The following is a 24,415-nucleotide window of genomic DNA, read 5'->3' on the forward strand; positions in this document are numbered from 1 at the left end:
CGCTCACTTCAGCCTGCTGGAGGCGAGGATGGACACCAGGTGCAGCAGGGTCTGCACGAGCGCGATGCCGGCCAGCACCGCCACGCCGAGCCTGGAGAAGAACAGGTCGCCGCGGGCCTGGTCGGCTATCGCCAGGACCAGGATCAGCAGGGACGCCTCGATGCCGAGGATGAGGCGGTGGAACTTCAGGGCGGCGGCGGCCTTGCGGGCCAGCGCCATGCCGGAGGAGCGCATCTCGGCGGCTGTCTCCTGGACCGGCGGCTTTCCGGCCTGGTGCCGGGCGACGCCGACGAGGTCGGTCTCCGCCTTGATCAGGATGGCGCCGAGGGCGGCCAGCGTGCCGAGGAAGGCCCACAGCCAGTCGATGCGGCCGCTGCCCCACAGGTCGGCGGCGCGCAGGCCGAAGCCGGTGAGCACGGCGGCGTCGGTGAGGTAGGCGCCGACGCGGTCCAAGTAGACACCGCTCAGCGAGTACTGCTTCCTCCAGCGCGCGATCTCGCCGTCGACGCAGTCCAGCAGCAGGTACATCTGGACGCACACCACGCCGAGGACGGCGCCCGGGATCCCCGGCACCAGCAGTGCCGGGGCCGCGAGCACACCGAAGACGGTCATCAGGTACGTGAGCTGGTTGGGCGTGACCCTGGTGTTCACCAGGTAGCGGTCGACCCGCAGGGACACCTCACGCATGTAGAGGCGTCCCATCCAGTGCTCACCGCTGCGCCGGTCCTTCACCCCGGCGGGGTGAACGACGGGGCGTAGTTCAGCTACCGATGGCCTTGACATAGTCGGTGTAGGTGTCCTTGATCTGTTCGGTGTTCAGGTCGAGGTGTTCGAGGATGGTGTAGCGGCCCGGCCGGGTCTCCGGGGCGAACTCGACGGCCTTGACGAACTCGTCCGTCGTGAAGCCGATCTCGTCCGGCAGCACGGGCAGGCCGTGCCGGCGCAGGACCTCCGCCATGTACGCCGACTCCTCGTGCGCCCCGCGCAGCCACATCGCGAAGGCCGCGCCGAGACCGCACTGCTCGCCGTGGGAAGCGGCACGCTTGGGGAACAGCAGGTCGAAGGCGTGATTGATCTCGTGGCACGACCCCGAGGCCGGCCGTGAGTCGCCCGAGATCGACATCGCGATGCCGGTGAGGACGAGCGCCTCGGCGAGTACCTGGAGGAAGTCGTTGTCGCCGATCCCGCCCGGGTGCCGGAGCACCGCCTCGCCCGCCTGGCGAGCCATGGCGGCGGCGAGTCCGTCGATCTTCTCGCCCTTGACGCGGTTGGACAGCTCCCAGTCCGCGACCGCGTTGATGTTGGAGATCGCGTCACCGATTCCGGCGCGGACGTAGCGGACCGGGGCGTCACGGATGACGTCCAGGTCGATGACGACGGCGATCGGGTTCGGCACGCCGTAGGAGCCGCGGCCCGCGTCGTTGTCGAGGGTGGCGACCGGCGAGCACAGGCCGTCGTGCGCGAGGTTCGTGGGCACGGCGACCAAGGGCAGGCCGACGCGTGCCGCGGCGAACTTCGCGCAGTCGATGATCTTGCCGCCGCCGAGGCCGACGACGGCGTCGAAGTGGCCGGCCTTTATGTCGCTCGCCAGCCGGACCGCGTCGTCGAGGGTGCCGCCGCCGACCTCGTACCAGGTGGCGCCGGGCATGCTCGGCGAGATGCGCTCGCGCAGCCTGGCGCCGGAGCCGCCGCTGACGGCGACGGCGAGGCGGCCGGAGTGCGAGATGCGCTCGTCGGCGAGGACGCACGCCAGGTCGTCGAGGGCACCCGCGCGGATGTCCACGACGAGCGGCGAGGGGATGAGCCGTGTCAGTACTGGCATGCGATCTCCCGCCCCCGGGCGAGGTCGTCGTGGTTGTCGATCTCCACCCACTTGACGTCGCCGATCGGCGCCACGTCGATGCGGAAGCCGCGGTCGACCAGCTCCTGGTAGCCGTGCTCGTAGAACTGCTGCGGGTCGGTCTCCCACACGGCCTTGAGGGCGTCGGCCAGCTCGGGGGCGGCGTCGCCCTCGATCAGGGTGACGCCGATGTACTCGCCGGTCGCCTCGGCGGGGTCCATCAGCTTGGTGATCTTCGTCATGCCCTTGGCGGGGTCGACGACGACCTTCATCTCCTCGTCGGCCAGGTCCTTGACCGTGTCGAGCGCGAGGATGATCTTCTTGCCGTCGCCGCGGGCGGCGAGCAGCGTCTTCTCGACGGAGACCGGGTGGACCGTGTCGCCGTTGGCGAGGATCACACCGTCCTTGAGCGCGTCACGCCCGCACCACAGGGAGTAGGCGTTGTTCCACTCCTCGGCCTTGTCGTTGTCGATGAGCGTGAGCTTGAGGCCGTACTTCTGCTCCAGGGCCTCCTTGCGCGCGTACACGGCCTCCTTGCGGTAGCCGACGATGATCGCGACCTCGGTGAGACCGATCTCGGCGAAGTTGCCGAGGGTCAGGTCGAGGACCGTGGGTTCGCCGTCTATGCCCGCGGGGCCGACCGGCACCAGTGCCTTGGGAAGGGTGTCGGTGTAGGGACGCAGACGCCGGCCGGCGCCGGCCGCGAGCACGAGGCCGATCATGCGGTTTCTCCTTCATCGTGTACGGCGGATGCGCCGCCCTGGTGGGCGGCCACCCAGAAGCGGATGCTCTCGACGAGCACCACGAGGCCCACGGCCACGGCCAGTGCCGTGAGCGCGACCTTGAACTGCGAGGCGGTGAGCAGCGCGGCGAGGACGGTGACGAGCAGCGTCCGCCCTTCCTGCCCTCCGATGGAGCGCACCAGCCAGGCCGGGGGCGCTCCGGCGTCGCCGCGGATGCGGTAGACGGTGTCGTAGTGATGGTAGGCGACCGCGGCCACCAGCCCGAAGGCCGCCGGAAGGGCTCCGTCCACGTCCGCCTTGGCCGCCAGGACCAGGACGGTGCCGTACTCGGCGGCGCGCAGGAACGGGGGGACGAGCCAGTCGAGGGCGCCCTTGAGGGGACGGGCGACGGCGAGGCCGGAGGTCAGGGCGTAGGCGAGGGCCGCGACGAGGGGCCAGGGGCCGCCGAAGTCCGTCAGCGCCGCGGTGAGGACGACGGTGAGACCGCCGAGCAGGGCGACGACGGGGGCGGCGAAGCCCGGCAGCCTGCGGGCGGGCTTCCTCAGCGCCTCGGCGAAGCCCTGGGCGAGGGGGCCGCTGTCGGCGAGGTCGGCCAGGGCGGCGGCCGCCCGGTCGGTCCGCCTGGCCTTGCGGGTCAGGGAGCGCAGCACCCGCCCGGCCGTGGTGTAGGTGGCGGCGAAGGCGCAGCCGACGAGCAGCGCGTAGAAGGTGATGCGGGGCGTGGTGGCCGCCGTCAGGACGGCGATCATGGCCCAGCGCTCGCCGATGGGCAGGACGATCATCCGCCGGACCCAGACCGTCCAGCCGACGCTGTCGAGCTTGTCGGAGAGGGCGGCGGTGGGGCTGGTGTTGGCGGTGGCGTCGTGGTTGGCCTCGTTGAAGGAGAAGTCCACGACGTGCCGGCAGGTCTGCAGGACCATGGCACCGAGGGCGAGGGCCCAGATGTCGTCACCGCCGCGGGCCGCACCGAGCGCGAGGCCCGCGTAGTAGGCGTACTCCTTGGCCCGGTCGAAGGTGGCGTCCAGCCAGGCGCCGAGCGTGGAGTACTGCAGGGAGTAGCGCGCGAGCTGGCCGTCGGTGCAGTCCAGTACGAAGGACGCGATCAGCAGGACGCCGGCCGCGACGAAACCGCCGCGGGTGCCGGTGGCCGCGCAGGCCGCCGCTATGAGCGCGGTGATCAGCGAGGCGGTGGTGACCTGGTTCGGGGTCAGTCCGCGGCGGGCGCACCAGCGGGCGATGTAGCGGGAGTACGGGCTGATGCAGTAGGTGGTGAAGAAGCCGTCGCGGGCCTTCACGGCGGACTTCAGGCGTACGGCCTCGTCGTCGACGTCCGTGACCGCCTGCCGTGCCTCGTTGCGCGCCTGGGGGTCGGCGGGAACGGCGGCGACGAGACTGCCCAGCTCGGGGCGGTGCACGGCGGTGCCGTCGGCGTCCAGGGCGGTGAGGATGCGGTCGGCGAGGCTGTCGACCAGGGTGGTGCCGCCGCCCGCGGAGTTCTCACGCGCCATCGCCCGGGTCAGCGCCTGGCGCCCGGCGGGCAGGGCGGTGACGGCACCGGGGATCGCGGCGAGCGGGAACCGGGGGTCGGTGAGGCCGAGGCGCAGCGCATGCACGTGCCCCACGAAACGGGCGTCGACCAGGGCGACCCGCTCGTCGCCCGGCACCTCGGCCAGGAGGGTCTCGGCCTCGGCGGCATCGGTCGCAGTCCGGAGGTCGAACCCGAGGGACCGCAGGTCGGCCTCGATCGACGATCCGGGGACCGGCTTGCCGGTGAGGATGGCGGTCGACAACCGAATTCACTCCCTGGGTACCGGCGCTTCCGCGCTGGTGACGTACATGATGGGGGCGCCTTCTCCGGTGGCTCCCGGGCGGCATGTCGGCAGAGGCTATCGGATGCCGGGAGGGCCACGTTCACCGCCCGTTCGGCGGCTGGATCGACGTGGTTCGCACGAGCCCTTGCCGCGATCATCATCGTGGATCCGGGGCCCGCCCCACAAACCGCGCGCCCTTAAGCGGACAACGAGGACATTGCGTGGGCGGTGTCCGCGGCCGCATAGGGTGGGCGACCATGACGTGGCTGATCACCGGCGGTGCCGGCTATATCGGAGCACATGTGGCCAAGGCCATGACCGAGGCCGGGGAAAGCGTCCTCGCCCTGGACGACCTGTCGGCCGGGGTGCCCGCGCGGCTCCCCGCCGAGGTTCCGCTCGTGCGCGGGTCCTCGCTGGACGGGGACCTGCTGCGGCGGGTCTTCGCCGAGCACGGTGTGACGGGGGTGGTGCACCTCGCGGCGCGCAAGCAGGTCGCCGAGTCCGTCGCGCAGCCCACGCGGTACTACCGGGAGAACGTCGGCGGTCTGGCGACCCTGCTGGACGCGGTCGCCGGAGCCGGGATCGAGCGCTTCGTGTTCTCCTCGTCGGCCGCCGTGTACGGCGACCCGGGTGTGGACCTCATCACGGAGGACACGCCCTGCGCGCCGGTGAACCCGTACGGCGAGACCAAGCTGGCCGGGGAGTGGCTGGTACGGGCGGCGGGAGAGGCGCACGGGATCTCCACCGTATGTCTGCGCTATTTCAACGTGGCGGGCGCCGCCGTGCCGGAGCTGGCGGACACGGGCGTCTTCAACATCGTCCCGATGGTCTTCGACCGGCTGACCCGCGACGAGGCGCCCCGGATCTTCGGCGACGACTACCCGACCCCGGACGGCACCTGCGTCCGTGACTACATTCACGTGGCCGACCTGGCCGAGGCCCATCTGGCGGCGGCCCGGCGACTGGCCGGAGGCGGTGGCAAGGGTGATCTGACGGTCAACATCGGCCGGGGCGAGGGCGTCTCGGTCCGTGAACTGGTCACGGTCATCGGCGAGGTCACCGGCGACCGCCGGCCCCCGCTCGTCGAGGAGCGCCGCCCCGGTGACGCGCCGCGAGCGGTGGCCTCGGCCGCCCGGGCGGCCGCAGAGCTCGGCTGGACCGCCCGGCGCGGGGTGCGCGAGATGACCGAGTCGGCCTGGCGGGGCTGGCTGCTGCACCACGGCTCCCGCCCTGCGGACGCGTCCTGACCTGCGCTTCGTTTCCGCAGGTCAGAGCACATGACAACGGTGTTCAGTGCCGCGTTGCAGATACCCCCTCCCCGTAGTTCACTGGGGTGCCCGAGCACGATCAGGCGGACACAGGGAGGCTGACTTCTCATGGGGGCTGGGCACGATCACGGGCACGCGCACGGCGCGGCCGGCGGTACGGCGACCTCGGCGTACCGCGGCAGGCTGCGCGTCGCGCTGGCCATCACGCTCGGGATCGTGGTCGTGCAGATCGTCGGCGGTGCCCTGGCCGACTCCCTGGCACTCGTCGCGGACTCCGCGCACATGGCGACGGACGCCCTGGGTCTCGGCATGGCGCTGCTCGCGATCCACTTCGCGAACCGGCCGCCCAGCGAGCGGGCGACCTTCGGCTACGCCCGGGCCGAGATCCTCGCCGCCCTGGCCAACTGCCTGCTGCTGCTCGGGGCCGGTGGCTACGTCGTGTACGAGTCGGTCCAGCGCTTCATCACGCCTGCGGAGACCGAGGGCCGGCTGGCGCTGCTGTTCGGCGCGATCGGCCTGGTGGCGAACCTGGTGTCGCTGTCGCTGCTGATGCGGGGCCAGAAGGAGAGCCTGAACGTGCGCGGCGCGTTTCTGGAGGTGGCGGCCGACGCCCTGGGCTCGGTGACGGTGATCGTCTCGTCCGTGGTGATCATGCTCACGGGCTGGCAGGCCGCCGACCCGATCGCCTCGCTCGTCATCGCGCTGATGATCGCGCCGCGCACGTGGAAGTTGCTGAGCGAGACGCTGTCCGTGCTGCTGGAGGCAGCTCCCAAGAACGTCGACATGGCGGAGGTGCGGTCGCACATCCTCGCCACGGACGGTGTGGAGGACGTCCACGACCTGCACGCCTGGACGATCACCTCCGGGATGCCGGTGCTGTCGGCGCACGTCGTCGTCAGCCCGGAGACCTTGAACGCGATAGGGCACGAGAAGATGCTGCACGAGCTCCAGGGCTGCCTGGGTGATCACTTCGATGTGGAGCACTGCACCTTCCAGCTGGAACCGAGCGGGCACGCGGAGCACGAGGCGCGGCTCTGTCACTGACGCGCGACTCTGTCACCGGGCGCGGCTCTGTCACTGACGCGGTGACCGGAGATGCGTGGGACAGGTGGGGCGCACTCCGCCGCCCGTGCGCCGGGGAACGCAACCCTGCGCCGCGCGCCCGCGTCCTGAGCCCCACAGGGCCGGTGGGGACGATTTTCCGCCTGCCTGGCCGGGCACGATCCCCTACCGGGTCCCTTTCCGGTGTCCGACCGGTGCCGGCCACGGTCCGCGTCGCCGCGCGGGACATGCGGGCGGGCCGCGAAGTGCCGGGAGTGCCGGATTCGTACGGCAGACTTGGGGCGCGAAGACCGATGTGAAGGATGGGTATGCCGATCACACCTGCCACCGCGACGCACAACCCGTCGAACGGCACCGCAGACGCGATTTTGCTGGAACTGGTCGACGAGGACGGCGTGACGATCGGCACCGCGGAGAAGCTCGCCGCCCACCAGCCGCCCGGACAGCTGCACCGCGCGTTCTCCGTGTTCCTCTTCGACGAGTACGGCCGGCTGCTCCTCCAGCAGCGCGCGCTGGGCAAGTACCACTCCCCCGGTGTGTGGTCCAACACGTGCTGCGGCCACCCCTACCCCGGCGAGGCGCCCTTCGCGGCGGCGGCGCGGCGCACGTTCGAGGAGCTCGGCGCCTCCCCGTCCCTGCTGGCCGAGGCGGGCACGGTCCGCTACAACCACCCGGACCCGGAGTCCGGTCTGGTGGAGCAGGAGTACAACCACCTCTTCGTCGGCATGGTGCAGGCCGTGGTGCGGCCGGACCCGCAGGAGGTGGCGTCGACGGCGTTCGTGACCCCTCCGGAGCTGGCGGAGCGGCACGCCAAGGACACGTTCTCGTCCTGGTTCATGACCGTGCTGGACGCGGCCCGGCCGGCGATCAGGGAGCTGACGGGCCCCTCGGCCGGCTGGTGACCGGGGGCCCGGCGACGGGCCCTACGCGAAGCGCGCGGGTTTGAGCGGCAGGGCGGCCCAGATCACCTTGCCGCCGCTCGTCGTGTGATCGACCTCGCACACGCCGCCCGCCTCCCGGGTGACCTCGCGCACCAGGAGCAGTCCCCGCCCCCCGGTCCGGCCGTGGTCGGTCTCCAGAGCGGTGGGCCGGTAGGGGTGGTTGTCCTCCACGGACACCCGGAGCCAGTCGGCGCCGACGGCCAGTTCGACGGCGATCGTCGGCGACAGCACCGCCGCGTGCTTCACCGCGTTCGTCACCAGCTCCGAGACGATCAGCAGCAGCCCTTGGGCCAGGTCGTCCGAGACCGGTACTCCCTGACGCCGCAGCAGGTCCCGTACGGCGTGCCGTGCCTGCGGGACAGAGGCTTCGACCGCCGGTGCGGTGAACCTCCAGACCCCTTCGTACGGCAGCGGATCCGCGGGCGCCGGGCCGAGGGGCGCCACACCGCCCTCCGGGCGCGGACCGAACCCACGCCCCTGGTCGTCCATAGTCCGGTCGCCACCCTCGCGCTCGATTGTCGCCACACATCGAGTGTTGGGAACGATGCGCCTCGCACCCGTGACTGAACACAAGTGAGCATGTATCGAACGCTTCCGACCGTTGGCGTATGACACGGTCAGTTGTGGGACTGGTCCTGTCCCTGTTGTGCCGTCTTGGCGAACTATTCGGGTTGTACGGGTTTGGCGTCCGGATAGCATCCGGCACATGGAACCGCAGCTGCAGTGCCGTGTGACCGGGCCGGTCGCGACGGTCGTCATACGTCATCCCGAGAAGCGCAACGCCATGACGGCCGCCATGTGGCGCTCCCTCCCACCGCTGCTGGAGGAGCTCTCGGGCGATGCGGCCGTGCGGGCGCTGGTGCTGACCGGGGAGGGCGGGACGTTCTGCGCCGGGGCCGACATCTCGACGCTGCGGGGCTCGCCGGAGGAGGCGCAGGGGCTGGCCGTGCGGGCCGAGGAGGCGCTGGCCGCGTTCCCGAAGCCGACGCTGGCCGCGATCCGGGGCCACTGCGTGGGCGGCGGGTCGCAACTGGCCGCGGCCTGTGATCTGCGGTTCGCCGAGGAGGGAGCGCTGTTCGGTGTGACGCCCGCGAAGCTCGGCATCGTGTACCCGGCGTCCTCGACCCGGCGGCTGGTGTCCCTGGTGGGGCCGGCCACCGCCAAGTACCTGCTGTTCTCCGGCGAGTTGATCGACGCGCCGCGGGCGCTGCGCACCGGGCTGGTGGACGAGGTGCTGCCCGGGGGCGAACTCGGCAAGCGGGTCGACGAGTTCGCCCGGATCCTGGTGTCCCGTGCGCAGCTGACGCAGGCAGCGGCCAAGGAGTTCGCGGACGGGCGCACGGACCGGGACGCGCACTGGGCCGGGCAGGCCCGCTCGAGCGGCGACACCGCGGAGGGTGTCGCCGCGTTCCTGGAGCGCCGGCAGCCGCGGTTCAACTGGAGCGTGCCTACGTCAGGATGATCCCGGAGTGCTCGCGGAACAGTTCGACGAGGTGCGCGGGAGCCTTCTCGGGTGATCCGGCGTCGTAGGGCGGCTGCGGGTCGTACTCGGTGCCGAGCTGGACGAGCCGCGCGTGGTCGTCGCCCGCGATCCGGCCGAGCAGGGTCAGCCCCATGTCGATGCCGGAGGAGACACCGGCCGCCGTGACGTACTTGCCGTCGGTGACGACCCGCTCCCCCGTCGGGTCGGCGCCGTGGCGCTTCAGTTCCTCCAGGGCCAGCCAGTGGGATGTCGCGCGGCGGCCCCGGAGCAGACCGGCCGCGGCGAGCAGCAGGGAGCCGGTGCACACGGACGTCGTCCAGGTACTGGTGGCGTCGGCGGTGCGCAGCCAGGTGAGCAGGGGGCCGTCCGCCGCGAGGGGGAGCGGGCCCGGGCCGCCGGGGACCACGATGATGTCGGGGTGGGGTACGTCGGCGAGGGCCCGGTCGGCGATCAGCGCGAGGTTCCCCGCGTCGTTGCGCACGGGGCCGGCTTGCTCGGCGACGAAGACGGTCTCCGCGTCCGGGAGCCGGCCGAGGGTCTCGTAGGGGCCGACGGCGTCGAGGGCGGTGAAGCGGTCGTAGAGGACGACGGCGATCTGCATGGGGTCCCTTCAGCAGGCGGAACGAGTGGGTTCAGGGCGTGGTCGCGGGGCGGAAGCGGCGGCGGTACTCGGCCGGTGGCGTGCCCAGCGTCCTGACGAAGGCGCGGCGCATGGCCTCGGGCGTGCCGTAGCCACTGGCGCGGGCGATCTCCTCGACGCCGTCTGCGGTGTCCTCCAGGAGGCGCCGGGCGTGTTCGAGGCGGACGCGGTCGACGTAGCGGCCCGGTGTCATACCGGTCTCGGCGCGGAAGGCGCGGGCGAAGTGGCGGGGGGAGAGGCGGGCGCGGGCGGCCAGGGTCTCGACGCAGAGATCGGCGCCGGGGTGGTCGGTGATCCAGCGCTGGACGTCCCGCAGTGGCTCGCGCTGTGCGGTCTGGGCCGCGAGCTGGGCACTGAACTGGGCCTGGCTGCCGGGCCTGCGCAGGAACACCACCAGGTGGCGGGCGATGGTGAGAGCGGCGTCCCGGCCCAGGTCCTCCTCGACCAGGGCGAGGGCGAGGTCGATCCCGGCGGTGACTCCGGCGGAGGTGGCGATGTGTCCGTCGCGTACGTAGACGGGGTCGGGGTCGATCGTGACGGACGGGTGCTCGCGGGCGAGCCGGTCGCAGTACGCCCAGTGGGTCGTGGCGCGGCGGCCGTCCAGCAGGCCCGCCGCGGCCAGCACGGCCGCGCCGGTGCACACGGAGACCAGACGGCCGGCCCGTGGGCCCCGCTCGCGCACCCAGGCCACCAGGCGCGGGTCGGGCCGCAGACTGCCCGTGCCGCCCGGGACGAGGAGGATGTCCGGGTCCGGTGCGGTCGCCAGCGAGCCGTCGGGCACGAGGGTCAGGCCGCTGGTGGTCCGCACGGGCGCACCGTCGAGGGAGGCGGTGCGGATCCGGTACGCACCCGGGGCGAGCAGCTCCGCGCCCGCGAAGACCTCCACGGGCCCGGTGACGTCGAGACTCTGCAGACCGTCGAAGAGGACAGCGAGAACCGTGCGGGGGGCCATGCCGTCGATTCTTCGCGGCGCCCGAGCATGGCCGCAAGGACGAGTACCCCACCTTTCCTGCCACCGGACCCACGGCCGCGAGCTACATACCAAGCGGTTGGTAACCTGCCGGGCATGACGACCACCGCTCTGGAGCCGCGCGCCGGCCGGCGCTGCCACGCCGTGCTCAACCCCCTGCACGCGACGCACTACTTCTCCCCCGACCTCGGGCGGGAGCTGGGCGCCGTCGGGCTCACCGACCCGCGTGCCGTGAACTTCGCCGTACGGGCCGCCGCCTTCGGACCGGTCGGGGCCGGGGCCGTGGCGGCCGCCTTCTACAACTACAAGTACGAGCTCGTCGCCCGGTACGTGCCGGCCGTGTGGGAGACCGCTGCACCCGCGCAGGTCCTGGCGGCACGCGTACGCGCCGTCGACGCGACCCTGCGGCGCCTGCTCGGCGCAGAGGCCCTGGTGTCGGCGGAGATGGCCGAGGCGGCACGGCTCGCCCTGTGCGCGGCCGAGGCCTGCTCGCGCGCGGCCCGGCCGCTGTACTCGGCGCACGCCGATCTGCCCGTCCCCGAGGAGCCGCACCTCGCCTACTGGCACGCGGCGACCCTGCTGCGCGAGCACCGGGGCGACGGGCACCTGGCAGCCCTGATGTCCGCGGGCCTCGACGGGCTGGAGGCGATGGTGACCCACACCGCGACGGGCAGGGGCACGGCCCCGAAGTGGGTGTGCGCCACCCGGGGCTGGAGCCGGGACGAGTGGAACGCGGCGAGCGAACGGCTGCGGGGACGCGGGCTGCTGGATGCTTCCGGCGACCTCACCGAGCAGGGCGCGTCCCTGCGCCGGGAGATCGAGGACGAGACGGACCGCCTGGACCGCGCCCCGTACGAGCATCTGGGCCCGGCGGGAGTGGCCCGGCTGACCGAGCTGGGCGGGGTGTTCGCGCAGGCGGCGCTCGGGGCGGGGGCCTTCCCCGCGGATCTCATCGGCAAGGGGTGACGCATAGTGACGCGTCTGTGAGGTACCCGCATTCCACCGGCCGCGCGGCCGGCAGTGGAGAAAGGGGAATTCCGTGTTCCGTGCCATCGCAGACGTGCTGCGCCAGATCGGCGGTGCCATCGCCACCGTCGTGACGCTGCCCTTCCGGGCCCTGGCCCGCCTGTTCGGTGGAGCCTCGTCCTCCACCCGCAGGGCCTGATCCGGACCGCGACCTGCCGGGTACCGCCCTGATCCCCGGGTGTCGTCGTCACCTGCCACAATTGCCGCGCAACCTCAGTGGAGAAGGCGGTACGGGATCGTGACGACACCCGGGTCCAACGGGTCCATCAACGCAGTGTCCATCGAAGGCAGGATCGCCGAGGAGCTCGGCGTACGGGAGCGGCAGGTCAGGGCCGCCGTGGAACTGCTCGACGGCGGTTCCACGGTGCCCTTCATCGCCCGCTACCGCAAGGAAGCGACCGAGATGCTCGACGATGCGCAACTGCGCAGCGTCGAGGAGCGGCTGCGCTATCTCCGGGAGCTGGAGGACCGGCGGACGGCGATCCTGGACTCGGTGCGCGAGCAGGGCAAGCTCACCGAGGAGCTGGAGGCGAGCATCCGGGGCGCCGAGACGAAGGCGCGCCTGGAGGACATCTACCTCCCGTACAAGCCCAAGCGGCGCACCAAGGCGCAGATCGCCCGTGAGGCGGGACTGGAGCCGCTGGCGGAGGGACTGCTGGGCGATCCGTCCGTCGACCCCCTCGCCGCGGCCGCCGCGTTCGTCGACGCCGACAAGGGCGTGGCCGATCCGCAGGCGGCCCTCGACGGCGCCCGGGCCGTCCTCACGGAGCGGTTCTCGGAGGACGCCGACCTCATCGGCGAGTTGCGCGAGCGCATGTGGGTGCGCGGGCGGCTGGTCGCCAAGGTGCGGGAGGGCAAGGAGGAGGCGGGGGCGAAGTTCGCCGACTACTTCGACTTCGCCGAGCCGTTCACGGAGCTGCCCTCGCACCGTGTCCTCGCGATGCTGCGCGGGGAGAAGGAAGAGATCCTCGACCTCGTCCTGGAGCCCGAGGAGCAGACCGACGGCCCCTCCTCGTACGAGGGCATCGTCGCCCACAGGTTCGGGATCGCCGACCGGGGCCGCCCCGGCGACAAGTGGCTGAAGGACACCGTCCGCTGGGCGTGGCGCACCCGCATCCTCGTCCACCTCGGCATCGACCTGCGGCTGCGGCTGCGCACCGCCGCCGAGGACGAGGCCGTGCGGGTCTTCGCGGCGAACCTGCGCGACCTGCTGCTCGCCGCCCCGGCGGGCACCCGCGCCACGCTCGGCCTCGACCCCGGATTCCGTACCGGCGTGAAGGTCGCCGTGGTCGACGCGACCGGCAAGGTCGTCGCCACGGACGTCATCCACCCCCACGTCCCGGCCAACCGGTGGGACGAGGCCATCGCCAAGCTGGCCCGGCTGGCGAAGGAGCACGCGGTCGACCTGATCGCCATCGGCAACGGCACCGCCTCCCGCGAGACCGACAAGCTCGCCGGCGAATTGATCACCAAGCACCCCGAGCTGAACCTCACCAAGGTCATGGTGTCCGAGGCCGGCGCGTCCGTGTACTCGGCGTCCGCGTTCGCCTCGCAGGAACTGCCCGACATGGACGTGTCGCTGCGCGGCGCCGTGTCGATCGCCCGGCGGCTCCAGGACCCGCTGGCCGAGCTGGTGAAGATCGATCCGAAGTCGATCGGCGTCGGCCAGTACCAGCACGACCTGTCCGAGGTGAAGCTGTCGCGTTCGCTGGACGCGGTGGTGGAGGACTGTGTGAACGGCGTGGGCGTGGACGTCAACACGGCGTCGGCCCCGCTCCTCGCCCGGGTCTCCGGCATCACCTCCGGGCTCGCCGAGAACATCGTGGCGCACCGGGACCAGAACGGGCCGTTCAAGGCCCGCGGTGAGCTGAAGAAGGTGGCGCGGCTCGGCCCGAAGGCGTACGAGCAGTGCGCGGGCTTCCTGCGGATCCGCGGCGGTGACGACCCGCTGGACGCGTCGAGCGTGCACCCGGAGGCCTATCCGGTGGTCCGGCGCATGGTGAAGACCGCCGGGCAGGAGGTCGGCGCGCTGATCGGCAACACGGCGGTGCTGCGCTCGCTGAAGCCGCAGGACTTCGTGGACGAGTCGTTCGGTCTGCCGACGGTGACCGACATCCTCAAGGAGCTGGAGAAGCCGGGCCGGGACCCGCGCCCGGCCTTCCAGACGGCCGTCTTCAAGGAGGGCGTGGAGAAGATCTCCGACCTGTCCTCCGGGATGATCCTGGAGGGCGTCGTGACGAACGTCGCCGCGTTCGGGGCGTTCGTCGACGTCGGCGTCCACCAGGACGGCCTGGTGCATGTCTCCGCCATGTCGAAGACGTTCGTGAAGGACCCGCGGGACGTGGTGAAGCCCGGCGACATCGTCAAGGTGAAGGTCCTCGACGTCGACATCCCGCGCAAGCGGATCTCGCTGACGCTGCGTCTGGAGGACGAGGCGGCGGCCCCGCAGGGGCAGGGCGGCGGCGCGGGTGAGCGCCGGCAGCGCGGCGGACGTCCGCCGCAGCAGCGGCAGGGCGGTGGCCGTGGAGGCCAGGGCGGTCGCGGTGGTCAGCAGCGGCAGGCTGCGCCGCCGGCCAACAGCGCGATGGCTGACGCGTTGCGTCGGGCAGGGCTGGTGGATCCCAAGGGGGGCAAGCGCTGACGGTTCCGCCGGGGAGATCGTGGGGAGCTGCGGGTCCGTTGTGGCTGGTCGCGCCCACGCGGCGGCAGCCGCACAGGGAACGCAGCCCCGCGCCCCTGAAAGGGGAGCCTCGCTCCCTTTCAGACCTAAGGTGAGGGCATGTCTGCCATCACCTGGGAAGTGTTCGCGAGCAGGGGGTTCGAGACCGCCTGGCCCGAGCAAGGGGAAGGCGTGTTGCGTGCCCGCGGGCGGGCCGTCGGTGTCGAACCCGAGCCGTACTGGGTCACGTACCGACTCGACACGGCCGACGGGTTCGTGACCCGTAGCCTGCGGGTGACGGCCGAGACCGCGGGCGGCCTGCGCACGCTCGACCTGCGGCACGACGGTCACGGCCGGTGGACCGCGGACGGCGAGCCGCTGCCCGCGGTTGACGGAGCACTCGACTGCGACCTCGGGCTGTGCCCGCTCACCAACACCATGCCGGTGCTCCGGCACGGGCTCCACCGGGCGCCCGGAGAGCGGGAGTTCCTGATGGCCTGGGTGTCGGTGCCGGACCTGGCCGTGCGGCCGTCGCGGCAGACCTACACCCACCTCGGGGCAGGGCGGGTCCGCTTCTCCTCCGGCGACTTCCGCAGCGATCTGGATTTCGACGAGGAGGGGTTCGTCGTCGAGTACCCGCAGCTGGCCACGCGTCTGACGGCCCGCTAGCGCTCGGTCACCTTGCCGTCCGCCACCTCCAGGCGGCGGTTCACGTGCACGGCGTCCAGCATGCGCCGGTCATGGGTGACCAGCAGGAGCGTGCCCTCGTAGGCGTCGAGCGCGGATTCCAGCTGCTCGATGGCCGGCAGGTCCAGGTGGTTGGTCGGCTCGTCGAGGACCAGGAGGTTGACGCCCCGGCCCTGGAGCAGTGCCAGCGCGGCCCGGGTGCGCTCCCCCGGGGAGAGGCTCGCCGCGGGGCGCAGGACGTGGTCCGTCCTGAGGCCGAACTTGGCCAGGAGGGTGCGGATCTCGACCGGTTCGGTGTCCGGGACGGCCGTGCGGAAGGCGTCGAGCAGGGACTCCTCGCCGTGGAACAGCTTGCGGGCCTGGTCGACCTCGCCGAGCAGGACGCCCGAGCCGAGCGCCGCGTGCCCGGCGTCCAGCGGGGCACGGCCGAGGAGGGCGGCGAGCAGCGTGGACTTGCCGGCGCCGTTCGCTCCCGTCACCGCTACCCGGTCCGCCCAGTCGATCTGCAGGGACACCGGGCCGAGGACGAAGTCGCCGCGGCGCACCTCGGCGTCCCGCAGGGTCGCGACGACCGCTCCGGAGCGCGGGGCGGACGCGATCTCCATCCGCAGTTCCCACTCCTTGCGGGGCTCCTCCACGACGTCCAGGCGCTCGATCATGCGCTGGGTCTGGCGGGCCTTCGCGGCCTGCTTCTCGCTGGCCTCGCTGCGGAACTTGCGGCCGATCTTGTCGTTGTCGTTGCCCGCCTTTCGGCGTGCGTTCCTCACGCCCTTGTCCATCCAGGAGCGCTGCATCTGTGCGCGGTCCTGGAGGGCGGCCTTCTTGTCGGCGTACTCCTCGTACTCGTCGCGGGCGTGGCGCCGGGCGACCTCCCGCTCCTCCAGATAGGCCTCGTAGCCGCCGCCGAAGAGGTTGATCTCCCGTTGGGCGAGGTCGAGTTCGAGCACCTTGGTGACGGTGCGGGTGAGGAACTCGCGGTCGTGGCTGACGACCACCGTTCCGGCGCGCAGACCGCGCACGAAGCGTTCCAGGCGCTCCAGGCCGTCCAGGTCGAGGTCGTTGGTCGGCTCGTCCAGGAGGAAGACGTCGTAGCGGGACAGAAGCAGGGAGGCGAGTCCGGCGCGGGCCGCCTGACCGCCGGACAGGGACGTCATCGGCTGGTCCAGGCCGACCGCCAGACCGAGGCCGTCGGCGACCTCCTCGGCGCGTTCGTCGAGGTCGGCGCCGCCCAGGCCGAGCCAGCGCTCCAGGCCGGCGGCGTAGGCGTCGTCGGCGCCGGGCGCCCCGTCGACCAGGGCCTGGGTGGCCTCGTCCATGGCCCGCTGGGCCTCGTCGACGCCGGTGCGGCGTGCCAGGAACGCCCGGACGGTTTCGCCGGGCCTGCGGTCCGGTTCCTGAGGGAGGTGGCCCACGGTGGCGGTCGGCGGGGACAGGCGCAGCTCGCCCTGCTCGGGGGTGGTGAGCCCGGCGAGCATCCGCAACAGGGTGGACTTGCCCGCTCCGTTGGCCCCGACCAGGCCGATCACATCGCCGGGGGCGACGACCAGGTCGAGCCCGGTGAACAGGGAGCGGTCACCGTGGCCGGCGGCGAGGTTCTTGGCGACGAGGGTGGCAGTCATCAGGGCGCCGATCCTAGCCCGCGGCGGGCGGCGCTCGCCCCGTCGCGGCGCCCTTCCCTTACGGGCGGACGCCGCCTGCCGCGGCACTGGCCGTCGGGCCGCTCACTGCCGCACCGCCGTCGCCAGGACGCCGGTGGAGGTGCGCGCCACGACGTACGAGCGGCCCCTGGCGGTCTTCGGGTCGAGGGTGAGGCGGTGGCGGCCCGCTTCGAGGACGCCGTCGAAGATCTCGTGGGTGTGCGTGCGGGAGAGCCGGTCGAGGCGGTACGCGGTCAGGGTGACCCGGCACGGGGAGGTGACCTCGACGTCGGCGGCGCCGTCGGCCGCGGTGAGGCCGGTGAGGCGGCGCCGGCCGGCCGGGCTGCGGTCCAGGGCGTGTTCGACCTGGGCGACGAGGAGCGGAACGATCGGGGCGAGGCCGTCGACGTGTGCGACGGGGACCCCGGCCTGTTCGAAGGCGCGGCGGACGGCGGCACGTTCCTGCTCCCCGGCCGCGTGGCCGAGGACGACGGCGCCGTAGCCGCGGAGTTCGTCGGCGGGTACGCCGTCGGCGTCCTGGGCGATGTCGGCGCCGACGCCGATGGTGCGCAACGCGGCGGCCAGCCGGGCGAGGACGGCGACGCGGGCGCCGATCAGCAGGACGCGGCGCCGGGAGTCGGGCGCGGAGCCGTTCAGCAGGGCGCCGAGCGCCGTCCGGTACTCGGGGCCGCGGAAACGGAACGGACCTATGCCGTGGTAGCCGTTGAGCTCCAGGTCGGCGTGGTCGTCGGTCTGCCAGGCGAAGTCCTGCCACACGAAGTCCTCGCCGTCGCTGCGGATCACGGCGGTGACGGCGCCGCAGGCCAGGTCCTCGCACTCGGGGCAGCCGTAGACGACGTAGCGGCCGTCGGGCAGCGGGGCCGGGCTCTCCAGGAGCAGGCTGCGGACCTGCGCCGTGAAGATCGCGGGTGGGACGTCGGCGGCGAGCGGGGAGACCGCGTCGAGGTCGGAGAGGCGGAACAACAGGGGGCGTCCGTCGACGATGAAGTCGACGAAATCCCGGTGGACCCGGTAACCACCGTCGCTGCGGACTCCCCCGGCCCGCATCGCGGGCGCCAGGCCGAAGGTCGCGTACTCGGCACACATACGGTGAGTATCCCCACACTGCGCGTGATGTGAGCACGGCATGGCGGATTCCGCTACGGTCCCGGCATGTCGAGTGAGCTGAGTGGCGAGATCGTGGTGGTCGGCGGCGGGGTGATCGGGCTGACGACCGCCCTGGCCCTGGCGGAGCGGGGCCGGCGGGTGCGGGTGTGGACGCGGGACGCCGTCGGGGCGACCACCTCCGCCGTTGCGGGCGCGCTGTGGTGGCCGTACCGGATCGAGCCGGTCGCGACGGCACGCGCGTGGGCGCTGCGGTCGCTGGAGGTGTACGAGGAGCTGGCCGCGGGGACCGAACCGGCCGGCGTACGGATGGTCGAAGGGGTACAGGGCGAGACCCTCCTCGACGAGGCCGACGCATGGTTGGCGGGCCGGGTGCCGGGGCTGCGCGCGGCCACACCCGACGAGTACGCGGGCACGGGCCTGTGGGCGCGGCTGCCGCTCATCGACATGCCGGTCCATCTGCCGTGGCTGCGGGAGCGGTTCGTCGCGGCCGGCGGTGTGGTCGAGACGCGTACGGTGTCCGGCTTCGCGGAGGCGGACGCGCCGGTCGTGGTCAACTGCACGGGACTGGCCGCGCGGGAGCTCGTGCCGGACCCCTCCGTGCGGCCGGTGCGCGGGCAGTTGGTCGTCGTGGAGAACCCCGGGATCGACACCTGGCTGGTCTCCTCCGACGCGGCCGGGGACCACGCGTACCTGTTCCCGCAGCCGGGCGGGCTCGTCCTCGGCGGTACCTCCGAGGAGGACGCGTGGTCGCCGGAGCCCGACCCCGCGACGGCGGAGGCGATCGTCCGCCGCTGCGCGGCTCTCCGGCCGGAGATCGCCGGGGCCCGGGTGCTGGGGCACCGGGTGGGTCTGCGGCCCACCCGGCCCGCGGTGCGGCTGGAGCGTGACACCCTCCCGGACGGGCGGCTCCTGGTGCACAACTACGGCCACGGCGGCGCGGGCGTCACCGTGGCCTGGGGGTGCGCGGAGGAGGCGGCCCGGCTGGTCACCGGCTGAGAAGCGGGCACCAGGTCCGGCTGCCCCGGCCAGGTCACCGACTGGGACGCGGGCACCAGGTCCGGCTGCCCCGGCCAGGTCACCGGCTGGGACGCGGGCACCAGGTCCGGCTGCCCCGGCCAGGTCACCGACTGGGACGCGGGCACCAGGTCCGGCTGCCCCGGCCAGGTCACCGGCTGGGACGCGGGCACCTCGTCCGGCTGCCCTGGCCGGTCACCGGCTGAGACGCGCGGCACCAGGTCCGGCTGGTCCGGCTCCGGCCGGGCGGGGGGGGATCCGCGGGCCGGCCGTGGTGCTCGGGCGCGGTTCGGACGGCAGCGGGCGGCCCGGGTGTCCAGCACCCGGGCCGCCCTCGCCGTGCGGGTCAGTGCTTGCCGATCGGGTCTCCTTCGACGTCCGGACCGCGGCCCGGGCCGACGCGGAGCTCGAACTCTCCGTCGTACTTCTTGTGGCCTTCCATCACGGCCATCTCGACGGCCTCGGAGCCCATCTGCTCGCGCACGATCACCGGGTCACGGCGCAGGTCGCGCATGAGGGCGACACACATGAAGATCATCACGATGACGAACGGCGCCGCCGCGAGGATCGTGAGGTTCTGCAGACCGGTCAGGGCGTCGCCCTGACCGCTGCCGACCAGCAGCATGATCGCGGCCACCGCGCCGGTGACCACGCCCCAGAACACGACCACGAAGCGGCCGGGTTCGAGCGCGCCCTTCTGCGACAGGGTGCCCATGACGATGGAGGCCGCGTCGGCGCCCGAGACGAAGAAGATGCCGACGAGGATCATCACGAGCAGGCTCGTGACGGTGGCGACGGGGAACTGCTGGAGCACGTCGAAGAGCTGCCCCTCCGGGGTCGCCTCCTTGCCGAGCTGGCCCTCCTCCTGCATCTTCATGGCCGAGCCGCCGAAGATCGCGAACCAGATCAGGCTGACCGTGCTGGGCACGAGGATGACACCGCCGACGAACTGGCGGATCGTGCGGCCCCGGCTGATGCGGGCGATGAACATGCCGACGAACGGCGTCCAGGAGATCCACCACGCCCAGTAGAAGACCGTCCAGCTGCCCAGCCAGTCGGCGACGCCCTCGCCGCCGCTCGCCTCGGTCCGGCCGGCCAGCTGGGGAAGGTCGCCGAGGTAGGCGAACACCGAGGTGGGCAGCAGGTCCAGGACGATGATGGTCGGGCCGGCCACGAACACGAACAGGGCGAGGACCAGCGCCAGCACCATGTTGGTGTTGGACAGCCACTGGATGCCCTTCTCCACACCGGAGATGGCGGACGCGACGAAGGCCAGGGTCAGCACCGCGATGATCGTGACGAGCAGCCCGGTGCTCACCTTGTCCATCCACTTCAGCTCCTGCACACCGGAGCCGATCTGGAGCGCTCCCAGGCCCAGGGAGGCGGCGGAGCCGAAGACGGTCGCGATGATCGCGAGGACGTCGATGGCCCGGCCGATGCCGCCGTTGGCGTTCTTCTTGCCGATGAGCGGGGTGAACACGGCGCTGATGGTCTGCCGTCGGCGCCTGCGGAAGGTGCTGTAGGCGATGGCGAGGCCGACCACCGCGTAGATCGCCCAGGGGTGGAGCGTCCAGTGGAACAGGGTGGTGGCCATGGCCGTCTCCATGCGTTCGCCGGAGTCGGCCGGGTTCGTGCCCGGCGGAGGCGTGCCGTAGTGGGAGAGCGGCTCGCTCACGCCGTAGAACATCAGGCCGATGCCCATGCCGGCACTGAACATCATCGCGACCCACGACACGGTGCGGAACTCGGGCTCCTCGCCCTCCGCACCGAGGTGGATACGGCCGTAACGGCTGATCGCGAGCCAGAGGGCGAACACGACGAAGCCGGAGGCGGCGAGCATGAACGCCCAGCCGCCGTTGTGCATCAGCCCGCCGAGCATGCTGGTGGAGACGTCTTCGAGCGAGTCGGTCGCCGTCGCGCCCCAGATCACGAAGGCGAGGGTGAGGACCGCCGTGACGCCGAAGACGATGCGGTCGGTCTGCGGCCGGTCCTGACCGGGCAGTCCCGCTTCCGACCCCGGCAGCGCGGCTCCCTCCGGGGAGTCCTTGTCGCTTGGTCGTTCTTGCGTCACGGGCGGCACCTTTCATCGGGACAGCAGGTGAGGACGTGGGTCCTCGTAACGCTGCTACCACGTGTGGCGGAATTTCACCCCTCTCAGCATGCGGTTTCGGATGAACCTCCGGTCAGGTGGTACTCGGCCCGGTCGTCGAGCAGCAGGGGCACGAGCGCCCGCTGGGGCTGACGCAGGGGTACGAGCACGCCCTCGCCGTCCTTGCGCACGCGTACGCCGTGCAGTGCGAGTTCGTCGCCGACCTCGGCGTACTGGGCCGCGGTGAGCCGGTAGCCACAGGGCGGTTTCGGGATGATTTCGTCCGGTTCGGGGGCATCGTTGTCGGCACCGCCGACGTAGACGGGACCGGTGTCGGCGTAGCCCTCGAGCCGGGCCCGCGCCGTCGTCGCCTCGATGCGCGCCCGGCGCTGGTCGGTGTATCCGAACATGCCCTTCAGCGCGTCCAGTTGGGAGGTGACCCGGCGCCGGTTGTTGAGCGCCTCGTCCGCCTGCTCCGCCTCGGTGAGCGGGTCGACGCGGCTCTCGATGAGCAGCCCGACGGAGTGCTTCACACCGGACATGTTGCGCAGAATGCGCTCCTGCCCGTCTCCGGCGACCTGTTTGACCGGCTCACCGGTCTCCGGGTCGGTCCAGATGCCGTAGGTGCCCGTCGAGTGGCCGGCCCGCTCGGCGGCGGGCCGGACGTACGCCTCGGACAGGGTCCTGGCCTCGTCGTGGACGGCCTCGTGGGTGTTGAGGTTGCGCGGCCACAGGTCGAAGAGGTCCTTGTCGTAGAACCGGGGTGTGGCGCCGTACTCGTGCAGGTCGTAGACGATGTCGGGGCGCTGGTCGCGGATGACTGCGGCCAGGGCGCGGCCCTCGGCGGTCTTCAGGGCGAGGTGGTCGCGGTTGATGTCGACGCCGTCGCCGTTGCCGCGCGTGTTCGCGGCCCGGCCGTCCGGGTTGGCGGTGGGTACGACCAGGACCGTGGTGCGGTCCAGGAAGCGCCGGGTGCGGCTGTCGCGGGCGTGGGCGAGGTCGCGGACGGTGGTCAGACAGGCCTCGCGGCCGGAGGGTTCGTCGCCGTGCTGGCTGCAGACGAGCAGCACCTTGTTGGTGCTCGGGCGGTTGCCGATCCGCACGAGCCGGAGCGGGCGGTCCTGTTTCGTCGTGCCGAGGCGGGTCACCGAGACGCGGCCGCTCGACCGGTCGACGGCCCCGAGGAAGTCCTGCTCCTCGGCCTGGGTGGTCCAGCGTGCGCCGTTCGACTGCTCGAAACCGGTGCGCGGCGGGGAGTCGGGGGCCGCCTGGGCCGGGGCGGTGACCAAGGAGGCCGTGAGGGCCGCGGTGGTCAGGACGAGGGCGCCTGCACGGGTCACCGGCTCGCCTCCGGGACGCGGTGGGTGGTGCGGGGCTCCCGAACGCCGTCCAGGAGTGTCGCGTCGGGGATTGCGGAGACGGTGCCCGTGGTGGCACGGGCGAAGGCCGCGGCGCCGCCTGCGAACGGGACGCGCGCCGAGGTGCGGGAGAGGTCGAGCGTGAGCTTCGGCTTGTCGGCGGGAGGATCGACGAGGCCCTGGTCCGTGCCTCCGACGATCAGTGCGAGGCGGTGGCCCTTCGGGACGACGTGGTCGGTCGCCGCGAGGTCGAGGGTGATCGTGTACCGCTTGCCCGGGGTGAGCGGGGAGCCCTTGTGGTCGGAGGCGTGGTTGCCGAGGTCGGCCCAGCCGCGGCTGACGACCGTGTGGCCGACGTCGGCGGTCTTCGCCTTCGTCTCCTTGAAGCAGGAGCTGTCGCCGGCGGTGCTCGGGCCCCAGCAGGTGCGGTTCGTTAGGGTCGTGACGCCCTCGCCCGCGTCGGCGTAGTCGCGGATGGTGGCGGGGCCGAGGTCCACCAGGACGGCGGAGAGGTGGGCCGTCGGGGTGGAGGGCGTGGCGGTGACGGTGACCCGGGAGGAGCCGGCCAGGCGCAGGTCCCGGGTGAGCGGCCGGGTGGTGAAACCGGCCTTCCCCGGTGTGGGCTGGTCGACCTGCGCGGCCCAGTCGGTCTCGCTCAGCCTCGGGTCGTCGGTGAAGGTCTCGGTGCCGTGGCCGCGGCGCAGGCCGAGGGTGCCGACGCCGGCCTGCGTGCCCCGGTCGGGGCGCAGGGTGGCGGTGCGGGTGCCGCTCGGCGGCCAGACCCGGGAGGTGTCCCACCGGCCGGGGGCGCGCTCGACGTCGGCCATGGGCTCGCGGTCGATGCCGTTGTCGATGCCCATGAGTTCGTGGTCGAACCAGCGGTGCAGTGTCTCGACCCATGCGCCGCGCCGGAAGTCGAAGGGGTCGACGTGACCGGTCTGGGACAGCCAGATCTTGCGCTCGACGCCGTTCTTCGCGAGGGCGTCCCACCACTGGCCGACGTGCTTCATGCGGACGTTGAGGTCCTGCATGCCGTGGATCAGAAAGACGCTGGCCGTGACCTTGCGCGCGGCCTTCACGTAGTCGCGCTCGGTCCACAGCGGGGTCCAGTCGCCGGTGCGCGGTGCGCCGTCGACGAGCTTCCGCTGGACGGCCCGGCACTTGGCACGGGCGTCGGGGCTGTCGACGTAGTCCGACAGCCACTCGGGGCCGGAGTCGTACAGCGGCGCGCCCTGCTGGAAGTAGTAGTCGTACCAGGAGGAGATGGCACTGATCGGGACGATGGTCTTCAGGCCCTTGACGCCCGTGGCGGCGACGCCGTTGGCGATGGTGCCGTCCCAGCTCTTGCCGATCATGCCGGTGCGGCCGTTGGTCCAGGCGGCCCGGGCACGGGTGGCACCGGTGCGGGTCGTGTAGGCCTTCGCGCGGCCGTTCAGCCAGTCGACGACGGCCTTCGCGGACCGGATGTCGGAGCGGCCGCCGACGTCGACGCAGCCGTCGGAGCGATTGGTTCCGGCCAGGTCCACGCCGACGAAGGCGTAACCGCGCGGCACGAAGTAGTTGTCGTAGTAGAGCGGCATCTGTGCGACACGGCCCTGCGCGTCGTACGCCTTCTTCTGGCTCTCGTTGCCGCGCCCGCAGCAGGAGTAGTACGGGCTGGCGTCCATGATGACGGGGACCTTGCGGCCCTGCCGGGCGGTTTCGCGGGGGCGGACGATGTCGACGGCGACCCGGTCGGTCTTTCCGTCCCGGTCGCCGTCGAGCCCGGTGTCCACCCAGACGGCCTGGCGGATGGCGTTCTCGTAGGAGTGGACGGGTTCGCTTCCGCGCGGGGCGGCCGGTGCGGCCTGTGCGGCCGCCGGGGTGAGAAGCGTGGCCAAGAGGGCGGCGGTGGCCGCCGTCGCGAGCGGTCTCCAGGTCGTGAAGCGCGTGCGTTTCGGCATGCGCCGGACGGTACATCGGTGAACTCCTGTGCAGAAGAGGGCAGCTGACGGACCGGCGTGTCCGGGATGGGCGGGCGGGGCGGGCGCCTCATGTCGGCCGAATGGCGATCGTGTGA

The 24,415-nt window shown here is 72.2% G+C and carries 22 protein-coding genes; 9 read left to right on the forward strand and 13 right to left on the reverse strand.

Translation table 11 applies throughout. The features are described 5' to 3' along the window. Nucleotides 1–3: 3 nt before the first annotated feature. The 4 genes from ACIQU3_RS05860 to ACIQU3_RS05875 are packed head-to-tail and all read right to left on the reverse strand — an operon-like array spanning nt 4 to nt 4,373. Nucleotides 4–783, reverse strand: coding sequence for a CDP-alcohol phosphatidyltransferase family protein (locus ACIQU3_RS05860; RefSeq protein ID WP_403743262.1), 780 nt, complete (start codon nt 781–783; stop codon nt 4–6). Continuing rightward, entirely contained in the window at nt 761–1,822 is a 1,062-nt protein-coding gene (locus tag ACIQU3_RS05865; RefSeq protein ID WP_403743259.1) for an iron-containing alcohol dehydrogenase family protein, read from the reverse strand. The genes ACIQU3_RS05860 and ACIQU3_RS05865 overlap by 23 nt, the downstream gene beginning before the upstream one ends. Continuing rightward, nucleotides 1,810–2,562, reverse strand: a complete 753-nt coding sequence (locus ACIQU3_RS05870; RefSeq protein ID WP_403743256.1) for a sugar phosphate nucleotidyltransferase — start codon at nt 2,560–2,562, stop codon at nt 1,810–1,812. Before ACIQU3_RS05870 ends, ACIQU3_RS05865 begins: the two co-directional genes overlap by 13 nt. After that, nucleotides 2,559–4,373, reverse strand: a complete 1,815-nt coding sequence (locus tag ACIQU3_RS05875; RefSeq protein ID WP_403923482.1) for a DUF5941 domain-containing protein — start codon at nt 4,371–4,373, stop codon at nt 2,559–2,561. Before ACIQU3_RS05875 ends, ACIQU3_RS05870 begins: the two co-directional genes overlap by 4 nt. A gap of 278 nt (nt 4,374–4,651) precedes the next feature. Between ACIQU3_RS05875 and galE the strand changes: the two genes are divergently transcribed. The 3 genes from galE to idi all read left to right on the forward strand — a co-directional run bounded on the left by galE (nt 4,652) and on the right by idi (nt 7,626). Further along, a complete protein-coding gene (galE, locus tag ACIQU3_RS05880) occupies nt 4,652–5,641 on the forward strand; it encodes a UDP-glucose 4-epimerase GalE (protein WP_403923484.1) in 990 nt (329 codons plus the stop codon). A gap of 129 nt (nt 5,642–5,770) precedes the next feature. After that, complete coding sequence (locus ACIQU3_RS05885) at nt 5,771–6,706, forward strand: cation diffusion facilitator family transporter (protein WP_403743247.1); 936 nt, start codon at nt 5,771–5,773, stop codon at nt 6,704–6,706. A 326-nt stretch (nt 6,707–7,032) separates the two neighbouring features. Continuing rightward, nucleotides 7,033–7,626 carry an isopentenyl-diphosphate Delta-isomerase gene (gene idi / locus ACIQU3_RS05890; RefSeq protein ID WP_403743243.1) on the forward strand — a complete coding sequence of 198 codons (594 nt, stop codon included), beginning with the start codon at nt 7,033–7,035 and terminating at the stop codon, nt 7,624–7,626. 21 nt (nt 7,627–7,647) lie between these two features. On the opposite strand, the gene ACIQU3_RS05895 is transcribed toward idi, so the two are convergent. After that, nucleotides 7,648–8,154 carry an ATP-binding protein gene (locus ACIQU3_RS05895; RefSeq protein ID WP_403743308.1) on the reverse strand — a complete coding sequence of 169 codons (507 nt, stop codon included), beginning with the start codon at nt 8,152–8,154 and terminating at the stop codon, nt 7,648–7,650. Nucleotides 8,155–8,371: 217 nt separating this feature from the next. Between ACIQU3_RS05895 and ACIQU3_RS05900 the strand changes: the two genes are divergently transcribed. Continuing rightward, nucleotides 8,372–9,127 carry an enoyl-CoA hydratase/isomerase family protein gene (locus ACIQU3_RS05900; protein WP_403743240.1) on the forward strand — a complete coding sequence of 252 codons (756 nt, stop codon included), beginning with the start codon at nt 8,372–8,374 and terminating at the stop codon, nt 9,125–9,127. On the opposite strand, the gene ACIQU3_RS05905 is transcribed toward ACIQU3_RS05900, so the two are convergent. Continuing rightward, complete coding sequence (locus ACIQU3_RS05905) at nt 9,114–9,749, reverse strand: DJ-1/PfpI family protein (protein ID WP_403743238.1); 636 nt, start codon at nt 9,747–9,749, stop codon at nt 9,114–9,116. The genes ACIQU3_RS05900 and ACIQU3_RS05905 overlap by 14 nt on opposite strands. A 31-nt stretch (nt 9,750–9,780) precedes the next feature. Further along, nucleotides 9,781–10,740, reverse strand: coding sequence for a GlxA family transcriptional regulator (locus ACIQU3_RS05910; RefSeq protein WP_403743235.1), 960 nt, complete (start codon nt 10,738–10,740; stop codon nt 9,781–9,783). 114 nt (nt 10,741–10,854) lie between these two features. Here ACIQU3_RS05910 and ACIQU3_RS05915 point away from each other — a divergent pair, with 114 nt between their 5' ends. The 4 genes from ACIQU3_RS05915 (at nt 10,855) to ACIQU3_RS05930 (ending at nt 15,112) form a co-directional block, all read left to right on the forward strand. After that, the gene (locus ACIQU3_RS05915) at nt 10,855–11,724 is read left to right on the forward strand and encodes a hypothetical protein (protein ID WP_403743232.1); all 870 of its coding nucleotides are present in this window, start codon (nt 10,855–10,857) and stop codon (nt 11,722–11,724) included. A 73-nt stretch (nt 11,725–11,797) separates the two neighbouring features. Further along, the gene (locus ACIQU3_RS05920; protein WP_267889763.1) at nt 11,798–11,923 is read left to right on the forward strand and encodes an LPFR motif small protein; all 126 of its coding nucleotides are present in this window, start codon (nt 11,798–11,800) and stop codon (nt 11,921–11,923) included. Between the two features lie 99 nt (nt 11,924–12,022). Beyond that, the gene (locus ACIQU3_RS05925; RefSeq protein ID WP_403743229.1) at nt 12,023–14,425 is read left to right on the forward strand and encodes a Tex family protein; all 2,403 of its coding nucleotides are present in this window, start codon (nt 12,023–12,025) and stop codon (nt 14,423–14,425) included. A 138-nt stretch (nt 14,426–14,563) separates the two neighbouring features. Beyond that, complete coding sequence (locus tag ACIQU3_RS05930) at nt 14,564–15,112, forward strand: putative glycolipid-binding domain-containing protein (RefSeq protein WP_403743224.1); 549 nt, start codon at nt 14,564–14,566, stop codon at nt 15,110–15,112. On the opposite strand, the gene ACIQU3_RS05935 is transcribed toward ACIQU3_RS05930, so the two are convergent. After that, a complete protein-coding gene (locus ACIQU3_RS05935; RefSeq protein ID WP_403743222.1) occupies nt 15,109–16,749 on the reverse strand; it encodes an ABC-F family ATP-binding cassette domain-containing protein in 1,641 nt (546 codons plus the stop codon). The genes ACIQU3_RS05930 and ACIQU3_RS05935 overlap by 4 nt on opposite strands. A gap of 102 nt (nt 16,750–16,851) precedes the next feature. Then, the gene (locus ACIQU3_RS05940) at nt 16,852–17,874 is read right to left on the reverse strand and encodes an oxidoreductase (RefSeq protein ID WP_403743220.1); all 1,023 of its coding nucleotides are present in this window, start codon (nt 17,872–17,874) and stop codon (nt 16,852–16,854) included. 66 nt (nt 17,875–17,940) lie between these two features. Here ACIQU3_RS05940 and ACIQU3_RS05945 point away from each other — a divergent pair, with 66 nt between their 5' ends. Continuing rightward, on the forward strand, nt 17,941–18,891 hold the full coding sequence (locus tag ACIQU3_RS05945) for an NAD(P)/FAD-dependent oxidoreductase (protein WP_403743218.1): 951 nt from the start codon (nt 17,941–17,943) through the stop codon (nt 18,889–18,891). On the opposite strand, the gene ACIQU3_RS05950 is transcribed toward ACIQU3_RS05945, so the two are convergent. The 4 genes from ACIQU3_RS05950 to ACIQU3_RS05965 form a co-directional block, all read right to left on the reverse strand. After that, nucleotides 18,816–19,127: a hypothetical protein gene (locus ACIQU3_RS05950; protein ID WP_403923486.1), complete on the reverse strand. Its 312-nt coding sequence runs from the start codon at nt 19,125–19,127 to the stop codon at nt 18,816–18,818. The two genes, ACIQU3_RS05945 and ACIQU3_RS05950, sit on opposite strands and share 76 nt — an antisense overlap. 128 nt (nt 19,128–19,255) lie before the next feature. Next, nucleotides 19,256–20,980 (reverse strand): BCCT family transporter, encoded by a 1,725-nt coding sequence (locus ACIQU3_RS05955; protein WP_403743215.1) that lies wholly within the window; start codon nt 20,978–20,980, stop codon nt 19,256–19,258. 83 nt (nt 20,981–21,063) lie between these two features. Next, nucleotides 21,064–22,338: a M14 family metallocarboxypeptidase gene (locus ACIQU3_RS05960; RefSeq protein ID WP_403743212.1), complete on the reverse strand. Its 1,275-nt coding sequence runs from the start codon at nt 22,336–22,338 to the stop codon at nt 21,064–21,066. After that, the gene (locus ACIQU3_RS05965; protein ID WP_403743209.1) at nt 22,335–24,299 is read right to left on the reverse strand and encodes a Xaa-Pro dipeptidyl-peptidase; all 1,965 of its coding nucleotides are present in this window, start codon (nt 24,297–24,299) and stop codon (nt 22,335–22,337) included. Before ACIQU3_RS05965 ends, ACIQU3_RS05960 begins: the two co-directional genes overlap by 4 nt. Between the last annotated feature and the right edge of the window lie 116 nt (nt 24,300–24,415).

The organism is Streptomyces sp. NPDC101110 (genome assembly GCF_044759525.1).
Lineage (GTDB): Bacteria > Actinomycetota > Actinomycetes > Streptomycetales > Streptomycetaceae > Streptomyces.